At 40.9% G+C, this 19,640-nt stretch carries 6 protein-coding genes; 1 reads left to right on the top strand and 5 read right to left on the bottom strand.

The window, feature by feature from the left end; translation table 11 throughout:
• Positions 1-333: 333 nt before the first annotated feature.
• The 3 genes from CYAN7822_RS38910 to CYAN7822_RS40135 form a co-directional block, all read right to left on the bottom strand.
• Positions 334-12,543, bottom strand: a complete 12,210-nt coding sequence (locus CYAN7822_RS38910; RefSeq protein WP_013321018.1) for a putative Ig domain-containing protein — start codon at positions 12,541-12,543, stop codon at positions 334-336.
• 321 nt (positions 12,544-12,864) lie between these two features.
• Entirely contained in the window at positions 12,865-13,761 is an 897-nt protein-coding gene (locus CYAN7822_RS04310; RefSeq protein WP_013321019.1) for a helix-turn-helix domain-containing protein, read from the bottom strand.
• Between the two features lie 538 nt (positions 13,762-14,299).
• On the bottom strand, positions 14,300-14,425 hold the full coding sequence (locus tag CYAN7822_RS40135) for a hypothetical protein (protein WP_280989589.1): 126 nt from the start codon (positions 14,423-14,425) through the stop codon (positions 14,300-14,302).
• Positions 14,426-14,466: 41 nt separating this feature from the next.
• On the opposite strand from CYAN7822_RS40135, the gene CYAN7822_RS04315 reads away from it, so the two are divergent.
• On the top strand, positions 14,467-14,721 hold the full coding sequence (locus CYAN7822_RS04315; protein ID WP_013321020.1) for a hypothetical protein: 255 nt from the start codon (positions 14,467-14,469) through the stop codon (positions 14,719-14,721).
• Positions 14,722-15,127: 406 nt separating this feature from the next.
• On the opposite strand, the gene CYAN7822_RS04320 is transcribed toward CYAN7822_RS04315, so the two are convergent.
• Complete coding sequence (locus CYAN7822_RS04320; protein WP_013321021.1) at positions 15,128-19,243, bottom strand: plasmid replication protein, CyRepA1 family; 4,116 nt, start codon at positions 19,241-19,243, stop codon at positions 15,128-15,130.
• A complete protein-coding gene (locus CYAN7822_RS04325) occupies positions 19,240-19,560 on the bottom strand; it encodes a hypothetical protein (RefSeq protein ID WP_013321022.1) in 321 nt (106 codons plus the stop codon). The genes CYAN7822_RS04320 and CYAN7822_RS04325 overlap by 4 nt, the downstream gene beginning before the upstream one ends.
• Positions 19,561-19,640: the final 80 nt, after the last annotated feature.

Genomic DNA, 19,640 nt, shown 5'->3' on the forward strand with positions numbered 1-19,640 from the left:
ATAAATGTGGCTTAACATTAAAATTCTCAAGGGGACTTTACCTCGATCTTTTAGCAATCACTTTTAAACGATAAATTTTGGATTATTGACTCATTAGTCAAGTTTAAAAAGTGTTTAGCTTACTCCCACCAACCAAAAAAGCCTTCTCTTCAGATGGACTGGGTTTTGCCCCAATCTGCTTAACCCGAACTCAGGTTAACTAGAAACCAAGGAGAATCATCACAACTATTGCTTGATCAGAAGAACAAGCTTTTCAACTGGGAGTTGAAGCCTATATCTACGGATATCCCCATGCTCCCAGTTTAAGTTTGTTGATTTTAGCCCACCAGGTTGCTAAATGATAGCTAAGTTAGTTAAGTCACCGGTGTAACCTGTTATTTCGATTACAGCATCAGCGCTGGCAATAAATCCGGCTGTGTTGTTATTGAGAGCAACGAATGTACGGGTAGCTTGGGCTTGACCAATAGTAAAAGTAGCTGCTCGATTTGCCAAGAAGTTAGTGGGATTGAGAACTGATGCGATCGCTTCTGCGCTCAAGTCAGTTACTTCTCCTAACTCAACCAGTAATGCCGCAGATACAGCAGTAGGGCCATCAATTTTATCAACCCCTATCTTAAGATCGCTAATACGGTCAAAGTTAGCTAACAAAGAATCAGTTAGAGGATTAATAACAAAAGTATTAATTCCATTACCTCCTGTGAGCAAATCGGAACCAGCACCACCAGCGAGGCGATCATCACTTTCTCCACCTTCTAGAACATCGTTACCCACCCCACCAGTTAGAGTGTCATTTCCTTGTTGTCCTTGAAGTGTATCATCACCGCTACCCCCATTGAGGCTATCATTACCAGATTGTCCTGATAAAATGTTAGCCCCATTGTTACCAGTCAAAGTATTATTGAGACTGTTGCCGGTTCCATTAATATTGCTAGTTCCAGTTAGGGTAAGATTTTCTACATTATCTGCAAGAGTAAAGCTTACCGAAGAGTTAACTATGTCGGTTCCTTGATTAAGATTTTCAGTAATGACATCATTAATATTATCGACGATGTAAATATCATTTCCGGCACTGCCGAGCAGGCTATCATCACCGATACCACCGTTGAGGGTGTCATTCCCAGCACCCGCATCAAGGGTATCATTACCGGTGCCCCCATTTAAGCTATCGTTACCGATCAAGCTCGAGCTTCCATCGAGTTCTACAATACCTCTGTGGTTCCGGTTCGGGATAATATCGTTCCATCCGCCGGGGATCTCCCAATTGATCAATACATAATTTTCAGGCTCACCATTATAGTATGTATTATTGGGTTCAAAGGAAGCCCACCAGTTATTATAAGTATAAGCTTCCCCCGTTAGCCACCGGAAATCGCCTTCGCTGGCTTCATCGGTCAATCCTATCCATAGTAACTCTGTGCCTCCAAAAGTATTAACTATCCAATCTTGCTCCTGTTGTGTGTTGATGGCGACAAGATTTCCTCCTAATACTTGCGCTTGAGCTTGAGCTTGTTGCCAAGTTCCGGGATCGGTTAAGATATAGGTTTTACCGTTGTAGTAATAAGCTCCGGTATCCTCAACGATAAGGTCATTGCCTGCACCACCATCAACGGTATCATTGCCCCCTGCTCCGGTTAAGGTGTTATTACCTGCATTACCGATGATGCTGTTGTTAAAAGAGTTGCCTGTACCGTTAATATCGCTCGTTCCGGTTAACGATAATCTTTCCAGATTGGCACTTAATGTATAGCTCACCGAAGCATTAACTTGATCTACTCCATCGTTAAGATTTTCAGTAATGACATCATTAATACTGTCAACGATGTACACGTCATTACCTGACCCCCCAACAAGACTATCATCATCGGTTCCTCCATTAAGAGTATCATTACCGGCACCGCCATAAAGAGTATCGTTTCCGGAACCACCGATAAGACTGTCGTTACCGCCCAGGACTTGAGTTAATTCAACAATGCCCCTGTAATTAAAGTCAGGTATGTTATCGCTCCATTTGCCTGGTGAACTAGAGTTCATTAGTACATAATTTTCTGGCGTACCGTAGAAGTTGTTATCGGGTTGATTCGTTTCCCAGTTCTGATAATCAACGTCACTCAAAATTTCGCCGGTAGACCATTTGAACTCGCCTTCTATCAGTTCATCTGTCAAACCAATCCATAGTGGTTCGTAGCCCGTAAAATTATTAACTAACCAGTTTTGTTCGGCTCCCGAGTTAATAGTAACAAGATTTCCCCCTAAACTCTGCGCTTGTGATTGAACTTGTTGCCATGTTCCAGGGGTGGTTAAAAGATAAGTGTGGCCATTATACTCTAACAAGTTGGTGAGATCGCCAATTAGAATATCATTACCCGCTCCTCCATCGAGAGTATCATTGCCTCCCGCTCCGGTTAAGCTGTTATCGTTAGTATTACCCGTGAGAATATTGTTAAGATTATTACCAGTACCATTATACTGACCAAAATCAGCTTCAGCTAAGGTTAAATTATCGACATTAGCAGGTAATGTATAATTTGTGGTGGTTATAACTAGATCCGTTCCTTCATTAGAATTTTCAACTATAACAGCGTTAACACTATCGATGATGTAAACATCATTTTCAGTCCCACCAACAAGAACCATAGAGTAATAGCGAAAAGAATCACTTCCATCAAGAGTGTCATTTCCCGCGCCCCCATAAAGAGTATCATTACCACCGAAACCAGTCAGGCTGTCATTACCGGCCTCTCCCGATAAGATGTTATCGGCGTAATTGCCGGTAATGACGTTATTGAGACTGTTGCCGGTTCCATTAATTTTGTTGTAGAGGAGATCGATATTGTTGCCAGTCTGATTAGTGTTGTAGTAGCCACTTAAATTTAGGTTCTCTAGATTATTGCCTAATGTATAGGTAATCGAAGTATTAACCACATCTATTCCCGCATTAAGATTCTCGATGATAACATCATTAATGTCATCAATGGCGTAAACGTCATTTCCGCTTCCTCCGGCCATCGAGTCGCCCCCGACCCCGCCATCAAGGGTATCATTGCCCGTACCACCGTTAAGGGTGTCATTTCCGATGTCTCCTGTTAAAAGGTTATTGCCGCTATTACCGGTGAGAATGTTATTGAGCCTATTACCCGTACCGTCAATGTTCCCTGTTCCGGTTAAAGTCAAAGTTTCCAGATTATCGCTTAATACATAAGTAGCGGAGGCATTAACGGTATCTGTTCCTTCATCTATATTTTCATTGATGACATCAGTGCTACTATCGACATTATAAACCTCATTTCCAGTTCCCCCTACGAGAGTATCGTTACCGGCACCACCATTAAGGGTATCATTGCCTGACCCGCCGATTAAAAAATCATTCCCGTCTAACCCAGATAAATTATTGTTTCCACCGTTACCTGTAATACTATTATTGAGGGTGTTTCCTGTGCCTGAAAGATTACTGCTACCCGTTAAGATGAGGTTTTCTAAATAAGTACCTAAAGTCCAGTTAACAGAGGATTGAACGGTGTCTATTCCTTCATTAGGATTTTCTAAGGTGCGATCGCTAGTGGTATTGACAATATAAAGATCATCTCCGGTTCCCCCGCTCATGCTATCATTACCTGTTCCTCCATCAAGGGTATCATTCCCTTCAGCACCGGCAAGACTATCATTACCTCCTAATCCTTCAAGTTTTTCACTATTTGGGGTTCCGATTAGGGTATCATTCCCACTCGTTCCGATTAAATTAGCGATAGTCAGCGTAAAAGTATTACTAACAGTTGCGCCCGCCGTATCAGTAGCGATAATTGTAATATTATAGATGCCTACTGATGTGCTAGTGGGTGTACCGCTAAAAGTTCGAGTGGCAACATTGAAGGTAACACCACTAGGCAAAATTGTGTTCGGGGCTAAACTGTAACTCAGACTGTCTCCTAAATCAACATCGCTGAAAGTGTTGCTAGGAATGGTGAAGGTAAAAGGACTATTTTTGATCGCTGTTTGAGGAGCGATCGCATTATTTAATGTAGGCGCGTCATTGGTATTGGCTACGGTTAAGGTAAAGGTGTGGGGAGCAACTGCACCTGAAAGGTCTGTAACTAATACCTTGATATTGATCGCGCCGACTTCGCTGTTAGTTGGAGTCCCACTGAAGGTACGACTCGCGCTATCAAAGGTTAACCAACTTGGTAAAGGATTACCATTTTCTAAGGTTGCAGAATAGCTGAGAACATCATCAACATTAGCATCGATGAAGGTGTTGTCAGGAATAGTGAAGGTAAAAGGAGTGTCCTCTGTCGCTGTTTGAGGAGCGATCGCATTATTTAATGTAGGTGCGCTAGGAGGAAGAATAATATTTTCTATGGATTGATAAAACTGGGTGATAGCCCCAATTGTTACCGTACCAGAGTTGGGGGAAGTGCTGATGACTTGTACTGTTCCCGGTGTCAGAAGGCTGTAGTCTAATGTGTCTAAGCCCAGTCCACCATCAACGGAAAAATTAGCACTAGGATTTACTACTCTGATGTTATCGTTGCCTTGACTTCCTTCAAATTTTTCTATGGATTGAAGTTGATGGGTATAATTTTGCCCATTAATAGCAAATTGCGCTGTAAAATTATTACTACCATTATCTGTCAGTTGTATGTTGCTTTGCAGATTTGTATAAGTTGCAGTATCAAAGCCATCACCGCCAATTAGGGTGTCGTTACCAGCACCACCATTGAGGATATTATTCGCACTGTTACCTGTAATAAGGTTATTGAGTACATTCCCTGTACCATTAATTGTATTAATTCCTGTCAGTGTGAGGTTTTCGATGTTAGGCAAGTTAGCAAGACTAAAAGTCACACTCGATTGTATTGTATCTGTGCCTTGTGCGGCATTTTCGGTAATGATGTCGGTGGTGGTATCAACAATGTAAAGATCATCGCCCAATCCCCCAATCAGGGTATCATCCCCATCACTACCATCGAGGATATTATTAGCGTTGTTACCTGTAATAGTGTTATTAAGTTCATTACCTGTAGCATTAATCGTATTGGTTCCTGTCAGTGTGAGGTTTTCAATGTTAGCAGCGAGAGTTATGGAGACACTTGATTGCACAGTATCTGTGCCTTCTGCGGCATTTTCGGTAATGAGGTCGGCGATGGTATCAACAATGTAAAGATCATCGCCCAATCCCCCAATCAAGGTATCAATACCTGCTCCACCGTCGAGGATATTATTAGCGTTGTTACCTGTAATAGTGTTATTAAGTTCATTACCTGTAGCATTAATCGTATTGGTTCCTGTCAGTGTGAGGTTTTCAATGTTAGCAGCAAGAGTTATAGAGACACTTGATTGCACAGTATCTGTGCCTTGTGCGGCATTTTCGGTAATGATTTCGGCGATGGTATCAACAATGTAAAGATCATCACCCAATCCCCCAATCAAGGTATCAATACCTGCTCCACCGTCGAGGATATTATTAGCGTTGTTACCTGTAATAGTGTTATTGAGTGTATTGCCTGTACCATTAATCGTATTGGTTCCTGTCAAGGTTAGGTTTTCAATGTTAGGCAAGTCAGCAAGACTAAAAGTCACACTCGATTGTATTGTATCTGTGCCTTGTGCAGCATTTTCGGTAATGATGTCGGTGGTGGTATCAACAATGTAGAGATCGTTGCCATTTCCGCCAATCAGAGTATCAACACCCGCACCTCCATCGAGTAAGTCATTACCATTCTGTCCATTTAGTAAGTCATTACCAGTTCCTCCACTAAGAGTATCATCGCCTAATCCCGCACCATTGAGGGTATCATTACCAGCATCCCCAAAAATTAAAGACGACCAGTTATTATTTGCGGTGAGGGAATCATTGCCTGTACCTCCTGTTAGCACACCATAATAGCCGCCACCAGTAGCAAAGTAAATTTTTTCAATCTCTCTTAGAATATCTGTTCCCTCATTACCATTGCTCGTGAACATATCCTGTATTTGAATACTACCATCAGAGAGAATAGTTGCCTGAAATTCTGTATGGCTTCCTGCGTAATTTACGATGTCATAGCCTGTACTACCAATGAGGGTGTCATCGTGATCCCCACCATCGAGAGTATCATTGCCGCCTCCACCATAGAGGTAGTCATTGCCCGATGCGCCACGAAGGATGTCATTATCTCTTCCACCATCGAGATAATCATTGCCGTCCCCACCATCAAGAGTATCATTGCCTTCTCCACCATCTGAACCATCGAGAGTATCATTGCCGTTTCCACCATAGAGGTAGTCATCGCCCGATGCGCCAAGAAGGGTGTCATTCTGCTCCCCACCATCAAGAGTATCATTGCCGCCTCCACCATAGAGGTAGTCATTGCCCGATGCGCCACGAAGGATGTCATTATCTCTTCCACCATCGAGATAATCATTGCCGTCCCCACCATCAAGAGTATCATTGCCTTCTCCACCATCTGAACCATCGAGAGTATCATTGCCGTTTCCACCATAGAGGTAGTCATCGCCCGATGCGCTAAGAAGGGTGTCATTGCCTAATGAGCCAAGAAGGGTGTCATTGCCGTTTCCACCATCGAGAAAATCATTGCCATCCTCACCATCGAGAGAATCATTGCCGTCTCCACCATAGAGAGAATCATTACCGCCATTTCCTCTCAAAAAGTTATTTAGGTTATTTCCACGTATTGTGTCATTTAAACTACCACCCACAGCATTTTCTATATTTATGTAAGCGTTCGATCCAAAATAAGTATTTAAAGTTAAAAAGAGATTTTCATTTATCTGTTGTTGTCCATAATAGCCAAGATTAAGGCTGATAGTTTTAGTGGTAGTTGCAGAAAAGTCTAGCGTATCTATATCGTTATTGCGGAATTCAGGAGTAAATGTTTCCCAAGAATCAAGATTATTGGTTTGAGTTATTAAACCTGTGTTTGTAGCTTGGATATAGGTATTTCTATATCCATTCCAGAAGTCTGGAGGCCAATGAGCTTCTAATGCAATTTGTCCAGAACCCCGGTCAATAACTCTAAATTTTTCCCAATCACCAATACTACCAGCTTGATCTACATTCCAAGCTGAATTTGCTCTCATATAGGTATTGTTAAAAGTTTGTAAGGCAATTTTTCCATCATCCTGAGTAATAATTTGAAATTCTTCCCAAGGACCTGCATGATCATTTTGAAAGAAAGCACTACCAGCATCAGTCCGAATATAAGTGTTATGGGCAGTTCTCAGTGCAATTGTGGTTTCATTGATTGTGTCTGAACCTTGTGGGTCGTCCGTATCAAATATATAAGTATCATCATCTGTTCTACCGATTAAAGTGTCATCGCCAGTACCCCCATTAAAAATATTTTTACCACTACCTCCATTGAGAATATCGTTGCCATCCCCACCGTTTAAGTTGTCATCTCCACCCTTACCATGCAGGATATCATTACCACCATATCCATTAATTAAGTCTGAACTATCCGTACCCCAGAGCGTATTATTATCGTTATTTCCACCAAAAACCTCGTTATCAATGTTAGGAGGATTAAACAAGTCTCTATTGTAAGAGCCGTTAATATTGTTTTTGAGATTGTTAATTTTTTGTTTTGCTACTTCAGATATTCCTGAGTTAGTCAAACTGAATGAACCATCAAAACCTATTTTGACAGCAGAACTTATACCTAATGTCTGTCCCCAAGCAGCAAAATAATCATTACTAGAATTATTATCATCAATAAATTGAACATAAACTCCTCCAGAGCCTAATGTCCATCCTCCGATAACAGGAATAGCGCTGGGGATCTTCACACTTCCTTCTGCTAAAGCATAAAAGTCAAAATTGCTGTTATATTTACGACCAATTAGGGTAGCATTTGCTTCAATTAATCCATAGAGAATGTTTAAGTTAGCTTGTGCAAAAAATGAATTATTTTGCCAATTGATGTTAATTTCACCTGATCCCGTAATTAGATTACCCAGAATATTAACCTTACCTGTTGCGTTGAGATAATCTTGAGTAATTGTTGTAGTTAAATCCAGATTAACAAGTGCTTGATTATTAACATCAGGAATATTGAGAACATCAGGGAAGTCAATATTAATTCTTGGTCCTGCGGTAATAAACGCAGCACCTGTAAAGATTGTTGTGCTTGCATTATAAGACCCATTTAAACTCTGAAGATATGCACCTGTCCCACCAATAGGTTTATTGAGATCAGATACCCCTACTGCAATAGATTCTAATTGACTACCATTCCAATTAACTGTTGCAGCAACATCAATTCCCGAAGGAATTTCAACGGTAGCATTAGCTGTTACTCTTGTTTGGTTATTACTGGTATCAATAGATACTGTGGCAGATTTTATCTTCCAACCAGCAGCTATATCAATAGACTTGTCGACAGATATCGAGCCAACTACCTCGGCCTGGCCACTACTGGTAATTTTGATGTATTTATCACTTCCACTAAAATCACCTGTGAGATTGTAAAGATCGGGTAGAGTAACTTTACCTTGAATAATGAAGACTTTTTCACTCTTAATATTAGTGTATTTAATATGTATATCACTACCATTAACTCGCAAGAAACCTAAAAGATTAAAGTTGAGAGTTGGTTTAGAAATATCCCCACCAGTTAAATTAAAACCATTATTGTTTACTAACAAATAATCACTGCCAGTAACGCTTAACTCAACACCACCTAGCGCTTGGGGTAGTTTGAGCGTACCCTGTAACTTAAATTCTGGGTCCCAATCATTTCCTACATTAGGTGTTCTATCCGGGGTAAAATTGATCGTCGCATTATTAACTGTAGCTCCAAATAAATTAAAATTAACATTATTGGCGGTGATATTTTGTAGACCACTCTCATTAAATTCTAAGTTTAAACCAATATCTTCGCCTTCGGATGTTCGCAGTTTAGCATTGCCTGTAAATTTCTTCTGAGTTACACCATTAGTAGTGACATCCCCATAAGTTGCTGCAATATCATATAGTGTCCATGCTCCTAGTTTGATGCCTTCTGCTAGAGCTTGATCTACTGTTTTTCCAGTTTTTATTTTAGCGAGTTCTAGATATGCACCCGTTAATTTAACTCCGCTATTATTTACTACTAGCTTATTTGTGCCATCAAGCGTACCTTTTAAACCTTTCAATTTAGGAATTTCAATTGAACCTTGGAGAGAAAATTCAGGGTCCCAGGGTTCGCTATCTGCTGTATCTCTGTCAATTCTGGTGGTTACTGCGTCGATATCTACTGCCGCACCTAAAAAAGTAAAGTCTGTTCCTACGCCGTTGCTACTACCTGTAATTTGGGTGAGTTGGCCATTGGTAAATGCTAATGTTAGGTTGATTGGACTGCCGGGGGTTTTCAGTTTAGCGTTAACGGTGAAATTATTGTTGGGAGTATTAACATTTAGATTGATATCTTGAATTTCCCATGATCCAAATAGAGGAATATTAGAGGTAGTAACATTTGCTACCATTGAAAAATCAAGACCTGTGGCAGTCTTTTTAATTTTAATGTAATTTCCACCCTGTAAATTAAATGCAGCGTTTTTAAGACTGGGAATTTTAAATTGACCCTGAAGTGTAATTTCTTCATTGGTGAAATCAAATTTCACTTGGGCATTTAGTGCTTGAATTTCTAGTAAACCCAGAACAACAAAAGAGGTTGTACCAGGGAGTTGTACAAACCCACCTGTGACTTCAAGACCATTATCGCTAATACCGATATAATCACTTCCGTTAATAGCTACTAACAAGCCATTTCCACCAACCAGATTTTGAGGCAGTAGCATTGAACCTTGTAGTCTTAGTTGAGGATTACCATCTGCATCTTCCCCGAATGATAAACCATCAAAAGAAACTTCTATTCCGCCAATTAATTTGAATGCAGAAGAATCATTACTATCGCCCCTATCGGTAATTGTTCCTGTGAGTGTGTTTGTATCAAATGCAACGTCTCCATTAAATAACGCAGCACTTTGATTATTACCGATCGCAGAATAAACTTTTGCATTTACATTAGAGCTATTTGCTGTAACGTCAATATATTTTTTCGTTTGTCCATTGACAGTTTGTTCACGAACTGTTACTCTACCTCCATCAACAGTAGTGAGTGGTGTAAAGAAAGAACCATTTTTACCTATCTTAATTGTTTGATCTATCCAGGTATTTGATATTGTAGTAGTGTCATATTCATATGTTGTGTTATTTCGCGGAATCCCTGCTGGACCCATGAGTAAATTAGCAACAGCTGCATTCCCAACTATTATTGTTGCATTGTTGTTTATTCCATTGTTGCTTATTTGGGCAAATAACGCTTGATGAGAATCACTCAATAATAATGGAGAGTCTGTTCTATCTTGACCCAAATAATTTACTTGAATATTCCCATTGGCAATGATGTAATCGTAATTTGTATGATGTACGCCTCTATAAGGAGAGTCTAAACCATTAATATTACCAGCAAGCCAATCTGTTACGCTTGCTGTTACTGTTTGCGTTTGACTTATTGGTATATTTATATTTTCATTAAGTCTGACATTAAAATCACCAAGAACAAGAGTAGGAGTATTATTATTAGGATTATTAGTGTTTCTGAGACTGTGAACCAGATCATCGAATCCCGCTATTCTGGCATTCTGAGCTAATGCGCCACCTTCATATTCATTGTGCCATGTTAAAATACGATATTGTTGATTGCTATTGCTATGTGTAATATTTACCTCATAAGGAGGACGTAGATAGTAATTTGTAAAGTTGTTATTGCCAGAATTAAGAGAAGCATAAAAATCATTTGGCCTAAAGAACCCGGAGCTATTTATTGTGATTGTGTTGGGATCGTACAGGATTAAGTACCCATCAGAGCTATTGGTATTAAGTTCTCCATCACTGTTTGGAACATTAGGTGTACGTGGATTATTCTCACTTGGTACAACTATAAAGCTATACCCGTTTAACATCTGTTGTAGTCCCTGTTGGGTATATTGATTAGGAAGAGGTTGATTATTTTGATAGGCATATAAAGCACGTGCTAACGGTTGTTGATCTGAATCTGGAATTTCTTGTAGCGTAATTAGATCAATACCTGCATAATCACTATATCTAGCAATGTAATTTATACGTTGTAATATGTTCTGTATACCAGCCCTTTGACCATTGCCTCTACCATCCCAAATATTCCACGTTGCCACCCGAAGATCTTGAGCATTTTCCTCAATCGTAATATTTGACTGACCGGGAATAACAGTAATCCCTTGACCATTAGAAATAACAGTAGCTATGTCATTTTCTGCTTTTAGTATTTGTAACTCCTGTTCAGTCAGAGTATTGCCTTGCACGAGGTTTGCAAAAATCTCCCCCTCATCCCCCGGAGAATCAATCTTATTAATCTGAGAATCAACAAAATGCCCAGCTTCTTCTAATAAAACATCGGTAATTCTTGAGGTATTTTTATAATTTTCATTCAAAAATTCTCTTGTTAAATAAATTAATCCTGTATCCGCAGAAAAAGCCCCATTTACCCCATAAATATCCGCGCGATTGACAATCTTAACAGTAGGAATATCGGTAAAATTTCCGTCAGCAAAATTATTAAATAATTTATTTGCTACTTCCCGATTAAAATCAGTACCAAAAGCAGTTTCTAACTTCTGGGTATATTCAGGATCAAAACGGAACTTACTGAGATAACTATAAGCATCTCGTAAGGCTGTGTCTACTACCTCATAAATCTCCAATAAATCCAATTTGCTGTTATTCTGAAGACTTTCCGCAAAAATAACCGTCAGATTGTCCTTAAGCTTAGTTTCATCTAACTTTGTCTCTGGATTCTTTGATACCTCAGCAATCGTTCTGCTGATAACTGTATCCCTCGTACCCCCATCCCCTTGATTCGCGCTATTCTCCTCAACAACAGTCGCTGGAACATCAATGACTCCGTTATCTATCAAAGCCTGATTTACATCAATAACCCGATCAATCTGGTTACTAGGAAAGAATTCTAAATGATTGCCTAACTCCTTGCCATTAGCCGCCGCCAACAACAGAGCATTAAAATCCGTATCTCGATTATCATTAGATAACTTCTGGAACAAATGACGATTACCCTGATAAAATCCCACAGTATCGTTCGTACCGCGACGATTACCCGCCAAAGCCAACAGCAATAGTAGATTATTATTATGATTTTGCTCATTCCCCTGATCAGCCAACGAATTTAGATAATATCCGAACTGTTGTATTAATAAATGAGCGATCGCATCAGGATTATTAATATTCGCCTCAATAAATTCTTGTGCTAGATAAATCTTCCCTGTGGCGATCGCAAACGCTCCATTTGCCCCACTAAGCTCAGAACGACTGCGAATTTCAATAGGAGGGAAACTTGAAAAATCCCCATTAGCCCAAGCCGTCTGAAAAGCACTCGCATCAGCACTCTCACCAAAAGCCGTAGCGATCGTATTCCTGAAAAGCAGATCGTTACCGGCAAGTTGCCCCAATTGTTCAAAAGTCAATTCTAAAGCTTGAACAACGATAGTGAGAGGTGTATTTTGAGTGTTCATTGTTGGTTCTTTTACAATTAAGTCTTGGTGATCGAAATTTGCAGTTGAGTCAGCAACTCAGATGCCCGCTCAACTAACATAACAACAGTGACCATAAGAGCTAACAGCTTTATGGCTTAGAGATTCTAGATTTTTATGAAAATTCTTAGACTAAGCAGCCTCTACAATAACTAGCAAAATTGGCTGCATAAGTCAACTAAATCGAATAACTTCATAAGATCTTTAAAATTTTTGAATAATATTGATAATTTATGAAGAAATTATCTCCCATTAACTCATAAAAATCTTGCACGGATTTGCTGTATTTTTTGCACAAAGTTGCTATTTTTCTCTAAATGCACTGGGTGTTACCCCTATCAATCTCTTAAAATGACGGTGAAGATGACTTTGATGAGTGAATCCACAAGCTATTGCAACATCATTAATGCTCATCTTGCTCTGAAGAAGAAGTTGCTTGGCTCGCTCAACCCGTTGCCGAATAACGTATTGGTGGGGCGTGAGGCCAGTCATTTCTTTAAAAGTCCGAGAGAAATGATATTGACTCATGTTGGCAATGCTTGATAATGTACTTAAACTGATATCTTGGCTTAGAAATTCATGAATATAATCAAAAACGGGTTTTAATCGCTTGGAAGAGAAACAATCCCAGCAACCTATTGACTGACGATTATTAGAGCAATAGGATCTTAGAAGATGAACGGCTAAAGTGTTTGCCAGATGCTCTGCGTAAAGCCTTCCCCCTGGTCTTTGCAACTTTAAATCCGCATAAAGGGCTAATCCAATCTGATGAATCAGTCCATCATTAAACCCAAACTGCGGGAGTAGCTCAAACGAATTGCACTCCAGTAATTCTTCTGCATTTCGAGTCAATAAGCCTGGCTTTAAATTTAGAACAAGTGAATCAACCGGACGATCCCAATAGGCTTTGTAGGTATGATGTATTGCAAAGAATGCTATTGCTCCATGCACAAACGGCCCTTTATACAGACTCTTTTGTGAAGATTTCATTTCCATTTGACAACCCTGCCCAAGATAAATACCAATTACATAGTGATCGAGGGAAAATTCCGGGGTTTGTGTTTTTGGCTGTTTTTGATTTTCTAAGCTGATACTGTCCCACCCGGCATAATAGCTCGTCAGGGCAGGCTTTTGAGCAAGAATTTGAGGAAAACGAGGAGGTTGTAATTGTTTAGACTTTTCTTCTTTCGAGTTATTCATATATGCTAGTTTATTTTTTTATTTACGGTAGTTTAGCCCTACTTGCGTCATTTGAGGAGAAGTATTTTTGCTCATAGCAGATTCCTCCATACTCCATAATTTTTTTTATAATTTATGTTTTTGGTTTTAGAGTTTTTCTAGCACAAATTTTTTGTATGTCTTCATAACCCTTTTGTCTTAGTTCAATTGGTAAGGATTTGGGGTAAGGGTATCGATTTTGACGATATGCCCCCTACCCATCAGCGATTCTTAGGAATATGCTACGAACGTTATGAACTGATGGCGGAACTTAAGAGATTGCGTCGTTTCAGTGCCTAGCGGCTGTTGTGATTGGGGTTATTGGCAACTGATTCCTAGCTCATTGGAGCAACGCCAAACCCCAATTATTAGCTACAAAACCTAGGAACTTCTTGCAATCCTACGAATACGAACTTTTGCCAGAATCAGTGACGGTATGTCTTCTCGGACTTACGCACATCCATCTAGTCGGAAACCTTGATTTGGGGTTGAAGCGATCGCCTAGTCTCTCAAACCCTTATTATGAAAGTGGAGAGTGCATAACTCCTATCTTCATGGCTTTTCCCCAAGCACTTATCGCCATCGCTACATCATAGTTATTTTCAGACGTATAACCGTCAATTTTGGCATTCGCTTCCGTAGGCAATCAGGACAGTTTCTTCGGAGAAAAATAAGGAGAAACGAATAATGATTAGCTCTCTTCAAAGCGCCATTCAAACTGAACTCTTCCCAATAGAAGATTCAATCTATCCTCTTGTTATTGAATTTATCCCCCTCAATGAGCGAGTCTTACCAGAATGGGAATACCGTCTCATCCATCATGAAACCGGACTGCAAGTTCCAGGGCAGTTTACCAAAGCCCAAGCTCAACTCATACAAAAAGTTACCCGGCAATGGGATTGGACTGTTGATAAGAACCGTAAGCAGGGCAATCGCATTTAATTTTAAAAAAGAAGGCCGCGCCTTGGTTTTAGCTGTCTAAATTTGTTTTGAGACGTTGTCCTTGGCGATTTGATTTAAGATTGGCGAACACGCAGTGTCGCTTCGCGTTCGCTAATAGATTTTCTGCCAATTTAATTTCATTTTTCAAAAGAAAAATTGCTCAAACTTTGTTAATTTGAGCTTAAGCTAAAAAATTTCAATTCTAAAAAAACTATTAAATGGCTAAAATTTGGCTAAGATAATTGTTATCCCAACCGGCTTGGTTCTGTTTAACTTTTTTAATGTAGTTTAGAACGAGAAGAGTTATGAAGCCGCCTTGCTTGCTGGAATATAAATTAAAACTGCATCAATAACTATCTATTAAGAGATAGTGGCATTATTTAGCTTACTGCTTGAACCGCATTTACTATCTTGCAAGCAATTGATAATAATCTGGAAAAAGCTGCCAGATAGTTACTTTAACCTCCCTTGTCATTTGCTCCCATAGCCATTTTCTGGCTTTGGGAATTAATCTGAGATACTCAATTGCCACATTCAGCATCCCTTTGAAGTTTTCGGGCGTGTCAGTTACAGTATCGCTTAACCATTGCTCTATCTCTAGCACTCCTTCTCGATATTCTTCAGGAATATGTACCCTAGGGAAATCCTCAGTAAAGGTCGCCGGTTCGGTTTGAGCATCACAACACTCGCCGTTGTTATTATTAATTGTCAGCGAGTGTTGTGACCCCCAGGAATCAGACTCAGAGACGGCTTGAACCCGTTTTGGAGAGAAAGTTTCTTGTTCGGCAATTGTCCCCGTCGCTTCAACTGTTTCATTAATGTTGTTGTCCAATGAGAGAGGTTGAGCCTCACAACACTCACCTCTATTATTATTATTGATCAGCGAGTGTTGTGATCCCCAGGAATTAGATCCAGAGCTAAGTTGAACCGCTTTTGGTGAGGGAGTTTTTTCTACCGAAATTTCTTTTATTCCTTTAACTGTTTCATCAATATTGTTGGTCATGGAGAAAGGTCTAGCGTCACAACAGTCGCCATTATTATTATTATTGATCGGCGAGTGTTGTGACCCCCAGGAATCAGACTCAGAGGCAGCTTGAATCGGTTTTGAAGTCAGAGTTTTTTGGGCTGAAATTTCCCCCGTAGCTTCGACGCTTTCATGAATGTTGTTTACCAAGCAGAGGTTTTGAGGATCACAAGACTCGTCAGTATTATTAATCTCTACAGGCTTCCGTTGTGATGCCCAAGAGTCAGATTCAGACCCAAGTTGCTCCCATTTCCGGTTCAAAGAATCTAAAACCGCAATGCGATCGGGATCATTGAATTTATCGAGAGCAAGTCTGTAAAAACGTTGTCTCCCCTTTACTTGACGCTCAAATTTTAGATGCAGCCCTACACGATTGAGTAAGCGGTTGATAAATTGGATGGGCTTGGTTTGGAGAGTTACCTTGAAATTAAAAGCAGTATTTATACTACGGGAAAATTTTCTCGCTAGTCGTAGCACTTCCTGAATGCCTTCATCATCACCGCTATACTCCTTATCTGGATTTTTTAGATCGATGCTCTCAAAAAGCCCAATATCTTGCAGAACTTTAATCTGAAATGAATAAGTTCGTATATCGGGCAAATAGACCGCCCCATTAACAAACTGCCACAGATGATCTAGCCACTCCCGCAGGTCGAGAATTTTAGTTTTATCAGGGTTTTGGGAATACCAGAACAGTTTTTGAGCATTAAGCCACTTGCGGCGGTCTTTGGTAGTTGCCTTGTAAATAAACTCCTTGGTTAGTTCTATCCCAGGAAGTTCAGCCTTCAGGAGAGCTTTGGCAATCTGATGACTTTGCTCTTTGGTGGGATTGTTTTTTTGGGACATTAAGAGCGCCATATCGAGGGGAATATCCTCAGCCTCAGAAATTGCCTCCGCTTCCTCTTTTGGTAGCTGTTTTTTTATGTCGGCAACTCTAGACCCCTCATCGGTCTTATCATTTCCCCTAGAATTAATGATAATGTGGCCTTCCTCAATCAATTGGCGGTGTAACTCCGCAGCTAGGTTAGCTAATCCATAATTTTTTCTGGCTATCAAGCTACAGTAGAGGTTAACGTGAGGATTGTCCCAAGTTTGGGTTTGCGGGTTCCAGATAGCATCGTAAGCTTGTCGAATTTGCCAATCAGTGGGGTTATCAGGTGCGATCGCTTTAGCCACATCAATCAGGATGCTTGTCTCCCGATGGAAAGTAAATAAATGCTCCTTAATCTCTTCAGGTAAAAAAGAGTTATTACCTTCGACTTTTCCACGACTACGACACCAAATAATTCGAGGGATATTTTCTCTTACCCGACTGAGCATTTGGCGGCATTGACTTGGTTCGAGAACACCAGTAAAAAAAGCATACATGAGGTCAAACCAAGACATATCAATGGAAACTCCTGCCCCCATCGAGGAAGTGTAAATGAGGACATCTGGTTTTATTTCTAGCAGTTTATCGTTGGGACGCTCGACAAAACTCCTTCCTTCGTCGGTTTCTGTGGTGCTGCTGTCAATACGAACAACAATCAGGTGGGGGTAGCATTCTCGAATAAAACGCTCTAAAGCTTCGGCTTGGTCTTGAGAATCGGTGGGAATGGCGATTTTTCGCTGTCTTTCGACTCCATTATCGATTACGGGTCTGGCTAAATCGGCAATTAATTGAGCGATCGCAGTATCTTTCTTACCCGTATGAAATTCTATTGACCATTGAGTTTCCTTGCCTACATACTCGTTGGTTACAACGAAAACGGGAGCTTCGGGAACCAAAGCCTTAAAATAATTGATGGAAAGGTCACTCATGTCGGCATCAGCAATCAGAAGCATTCCCCCGTTGGCTAGAGATTCCCGTATTTTATTCTCCAAAACTCGCAGGATGAGAGGACGTTTGTCCTTACAAGTCGAACTCAGCAGCAGGTGAATCAGTGCCAGTTCTGACTCGTCGATGATGACTAGGCTATGGCTCCAATCCCTTTCTAGGAGCTTCCAGACGCTATCCCAACAAATTCCCAAGCTTTCCATGTTCTCCAACAAGGTTACACGGTCTAGACCAGAAATTTGATCGCCACCCCATGTAATACCCCACTTAAGACTCTGCTCTCGTCCTAATGCCCGTCTGGGAGTGAGAGAAATAATTTTCATGCCCCCATTTTGGCAGGATTCGATAATCTTTTGAATCTGGACGCTCTTACCAGTACCTTTAGGAGACTTCAGGGCTACAATACCCTCCTTGGGAATTAGAGCGGCTAAGTCAGGTAAGTAGCGGCTTCTTAAGCGGATGTTCGGTTCGTAGGTGAGGCTTTGTAATTGGCGCTGAACGGCTTTGACTTTGAGGTCGCGCTGCGTTTTTTTAACCAGAGAGAAGAATTCCTGCGTTGAGAGCAAGCGAATAGAAGCTAAAGTTTCCCCATCAATCTCATCTATGTCACCGTTATCCTTATCCCGTTGACCCCACCAAGCGATTTTTGCTTCAAAACCGAGTGTTTCGAGATAGCCGATGGTGTTGCTGTAAATTTTGATGATGTTCTCGTTTACAAGACAACCTGCATCGGCAAATAGAATGGGTTGGAGGGCGATATTGTTGAGATTGCTGTTACTTTCTTCTCTTTGCGCTTCTATTTGCTCTTTTATGCTTTCCAGGTAAGTTTTAAGGGTTTCGGGGCTAGAAGCGAAGTTACCACCAGAAGCGCCTATAGTGTATATTCCAAGCCGCTCACAAGTAATGGACGGTTTGAATGCTACTCCTTCGGTTAGGGCTACTGGGATGATGGTTTTGTCTTCTTTTTGCTTTTTAAACCATTTACTGATAACTTCATGGGGTTCAGTGGAAGGCGCGAAAAACGCTAAGGGTAACTCGCCGTTTTTCAAGTGGACAGATGGGCCATCGTTTCGCCGTTTCTTTTCCGATGATGCCCAGAGGTATTTGGGGAATTCATCAAGGGAGTTATCCAGACGAATCTGCCAGCCCACTAACTGACCTTGCTCGTTGGCTATAGGGCAAAGAATCCCTGAAACGGGAACATAAAGCTTTTTGCCGCCCCGCAACACTCCCGCTAAATTGTCATCCACTTCGGTTTCAAGTTGCTGCCATTGCTTAACCGAGCGGTAGAGTCCCGCCTCGATTTGCTCATCGGTCATACCTCGTTCTTGCAGTTGGTGGCGATGTTCTTCACTTAGTTCTAGCTGGCTAAGGATAGAGTGAATAGCGATATCTCGTTCGGCATCAGTAAGAAGGCGGCTCAATCGTATTTGTTTTCGCTCCCGTTGTTGTCTTCTCATTTCTTGCCATTCGCGTCGCTTTTCTTCTGTCCAAGCTTCCGCACTCGCTTTGTCTGTCCACATTCCGAAGCCTAGACCGTCAAAGCCGCGAAAAACATAGTCACCTGGAGCCGCATCGAGTTCTCGACAGTGAACCAGTTCGGTTATTGTATTCTGGCGACAATCGTTACGAGTACCACCACAAACTGGGCAATCTCTTTTATAAAATCGTTTCCAACTCATATCTGTCCCTCCTGGTTTTTACAAGAAGGGGCGCAAAGTTGTTCTAGGAACTGGAGCAATTGAGCGGCACAGGCGGGTTTATTCTTCTTGTCAACAGTCCAATCCCATTGCCGAGTAACTTTTTCTATGAGTTCGGCTTGTGCTTTCGTGAACTGCCCTGGAATTTGAAGTCCCGTTTCACCGTGAACGAGACGATATTCCCATTCCGGCAGGACTCGCTCATTAAAGGGGATAAATTCCAAGAAAAGAGGATAAATTGAATCTTCTATTGGGAAGAGTTCGGTTTGAACTACGTTTTGAACTGAGGCAGTAACCATTTTGTTCCTCCTAAATTTTTCTCCGAAGGAACTGTCCTGATTCCCTACTACAGAAATGCCCGAACGCAGCTAGAGCTTTA

Origin of the sequence: Gloeothece verrucosa PCC 7822 (genome assembly GCF_000147335.1) — a bacterium.
Classification (GTDB): Bacteria; Cyanobacteriota; Cyanobacteriia; order Cyanobacteriales; family Microcystaceae; genus Gloeothece; species Gloeothece verrucosa.

What these genes read in the sequence shown, in the direction of transcription:
- CYAN7822_RS38910 (WP_013321018.1), bottom strand. Translation starts at nt 12,543, where the DNA reads ATGAACACTCAAAATACACCTCTCACTATCGTTGTTCAAGCTTTAGAA.
- CYAN7822_RS04315 (WP_013321020.1), top strand. Translation starts at nt 14,467, where the DNA reads ATGATTAGCTCTCTTCAAAGCGCCATTCAAACTGAACTCTTCCCAATA.
- CYAN7822_RS04320 (WP_013321021.1), bottom strand. Translation starts at nt 19,243, where the DNA reads ATGAGTTGGAAACGATTTTATAAAAGAGATTGCCCAGTTTGTGGTGGT.
- CYAN7822_RS04325 (WP_013321022.1), bottom strand. Translation starts at nt 19,560, where the DNA reads ATGGTTACTGCCTCAGTTCAAAACGTAGTTCAAACCGAACTCTTCCCA.
- CYAN7822_RS04310 (WP_013321019.1), bottom strand. Translation starts at nt 13,761, where the DNA reads ATGAATAACTCGAAAGAAGAAAAGTCTAAACAATTACAACCTCCTCGT.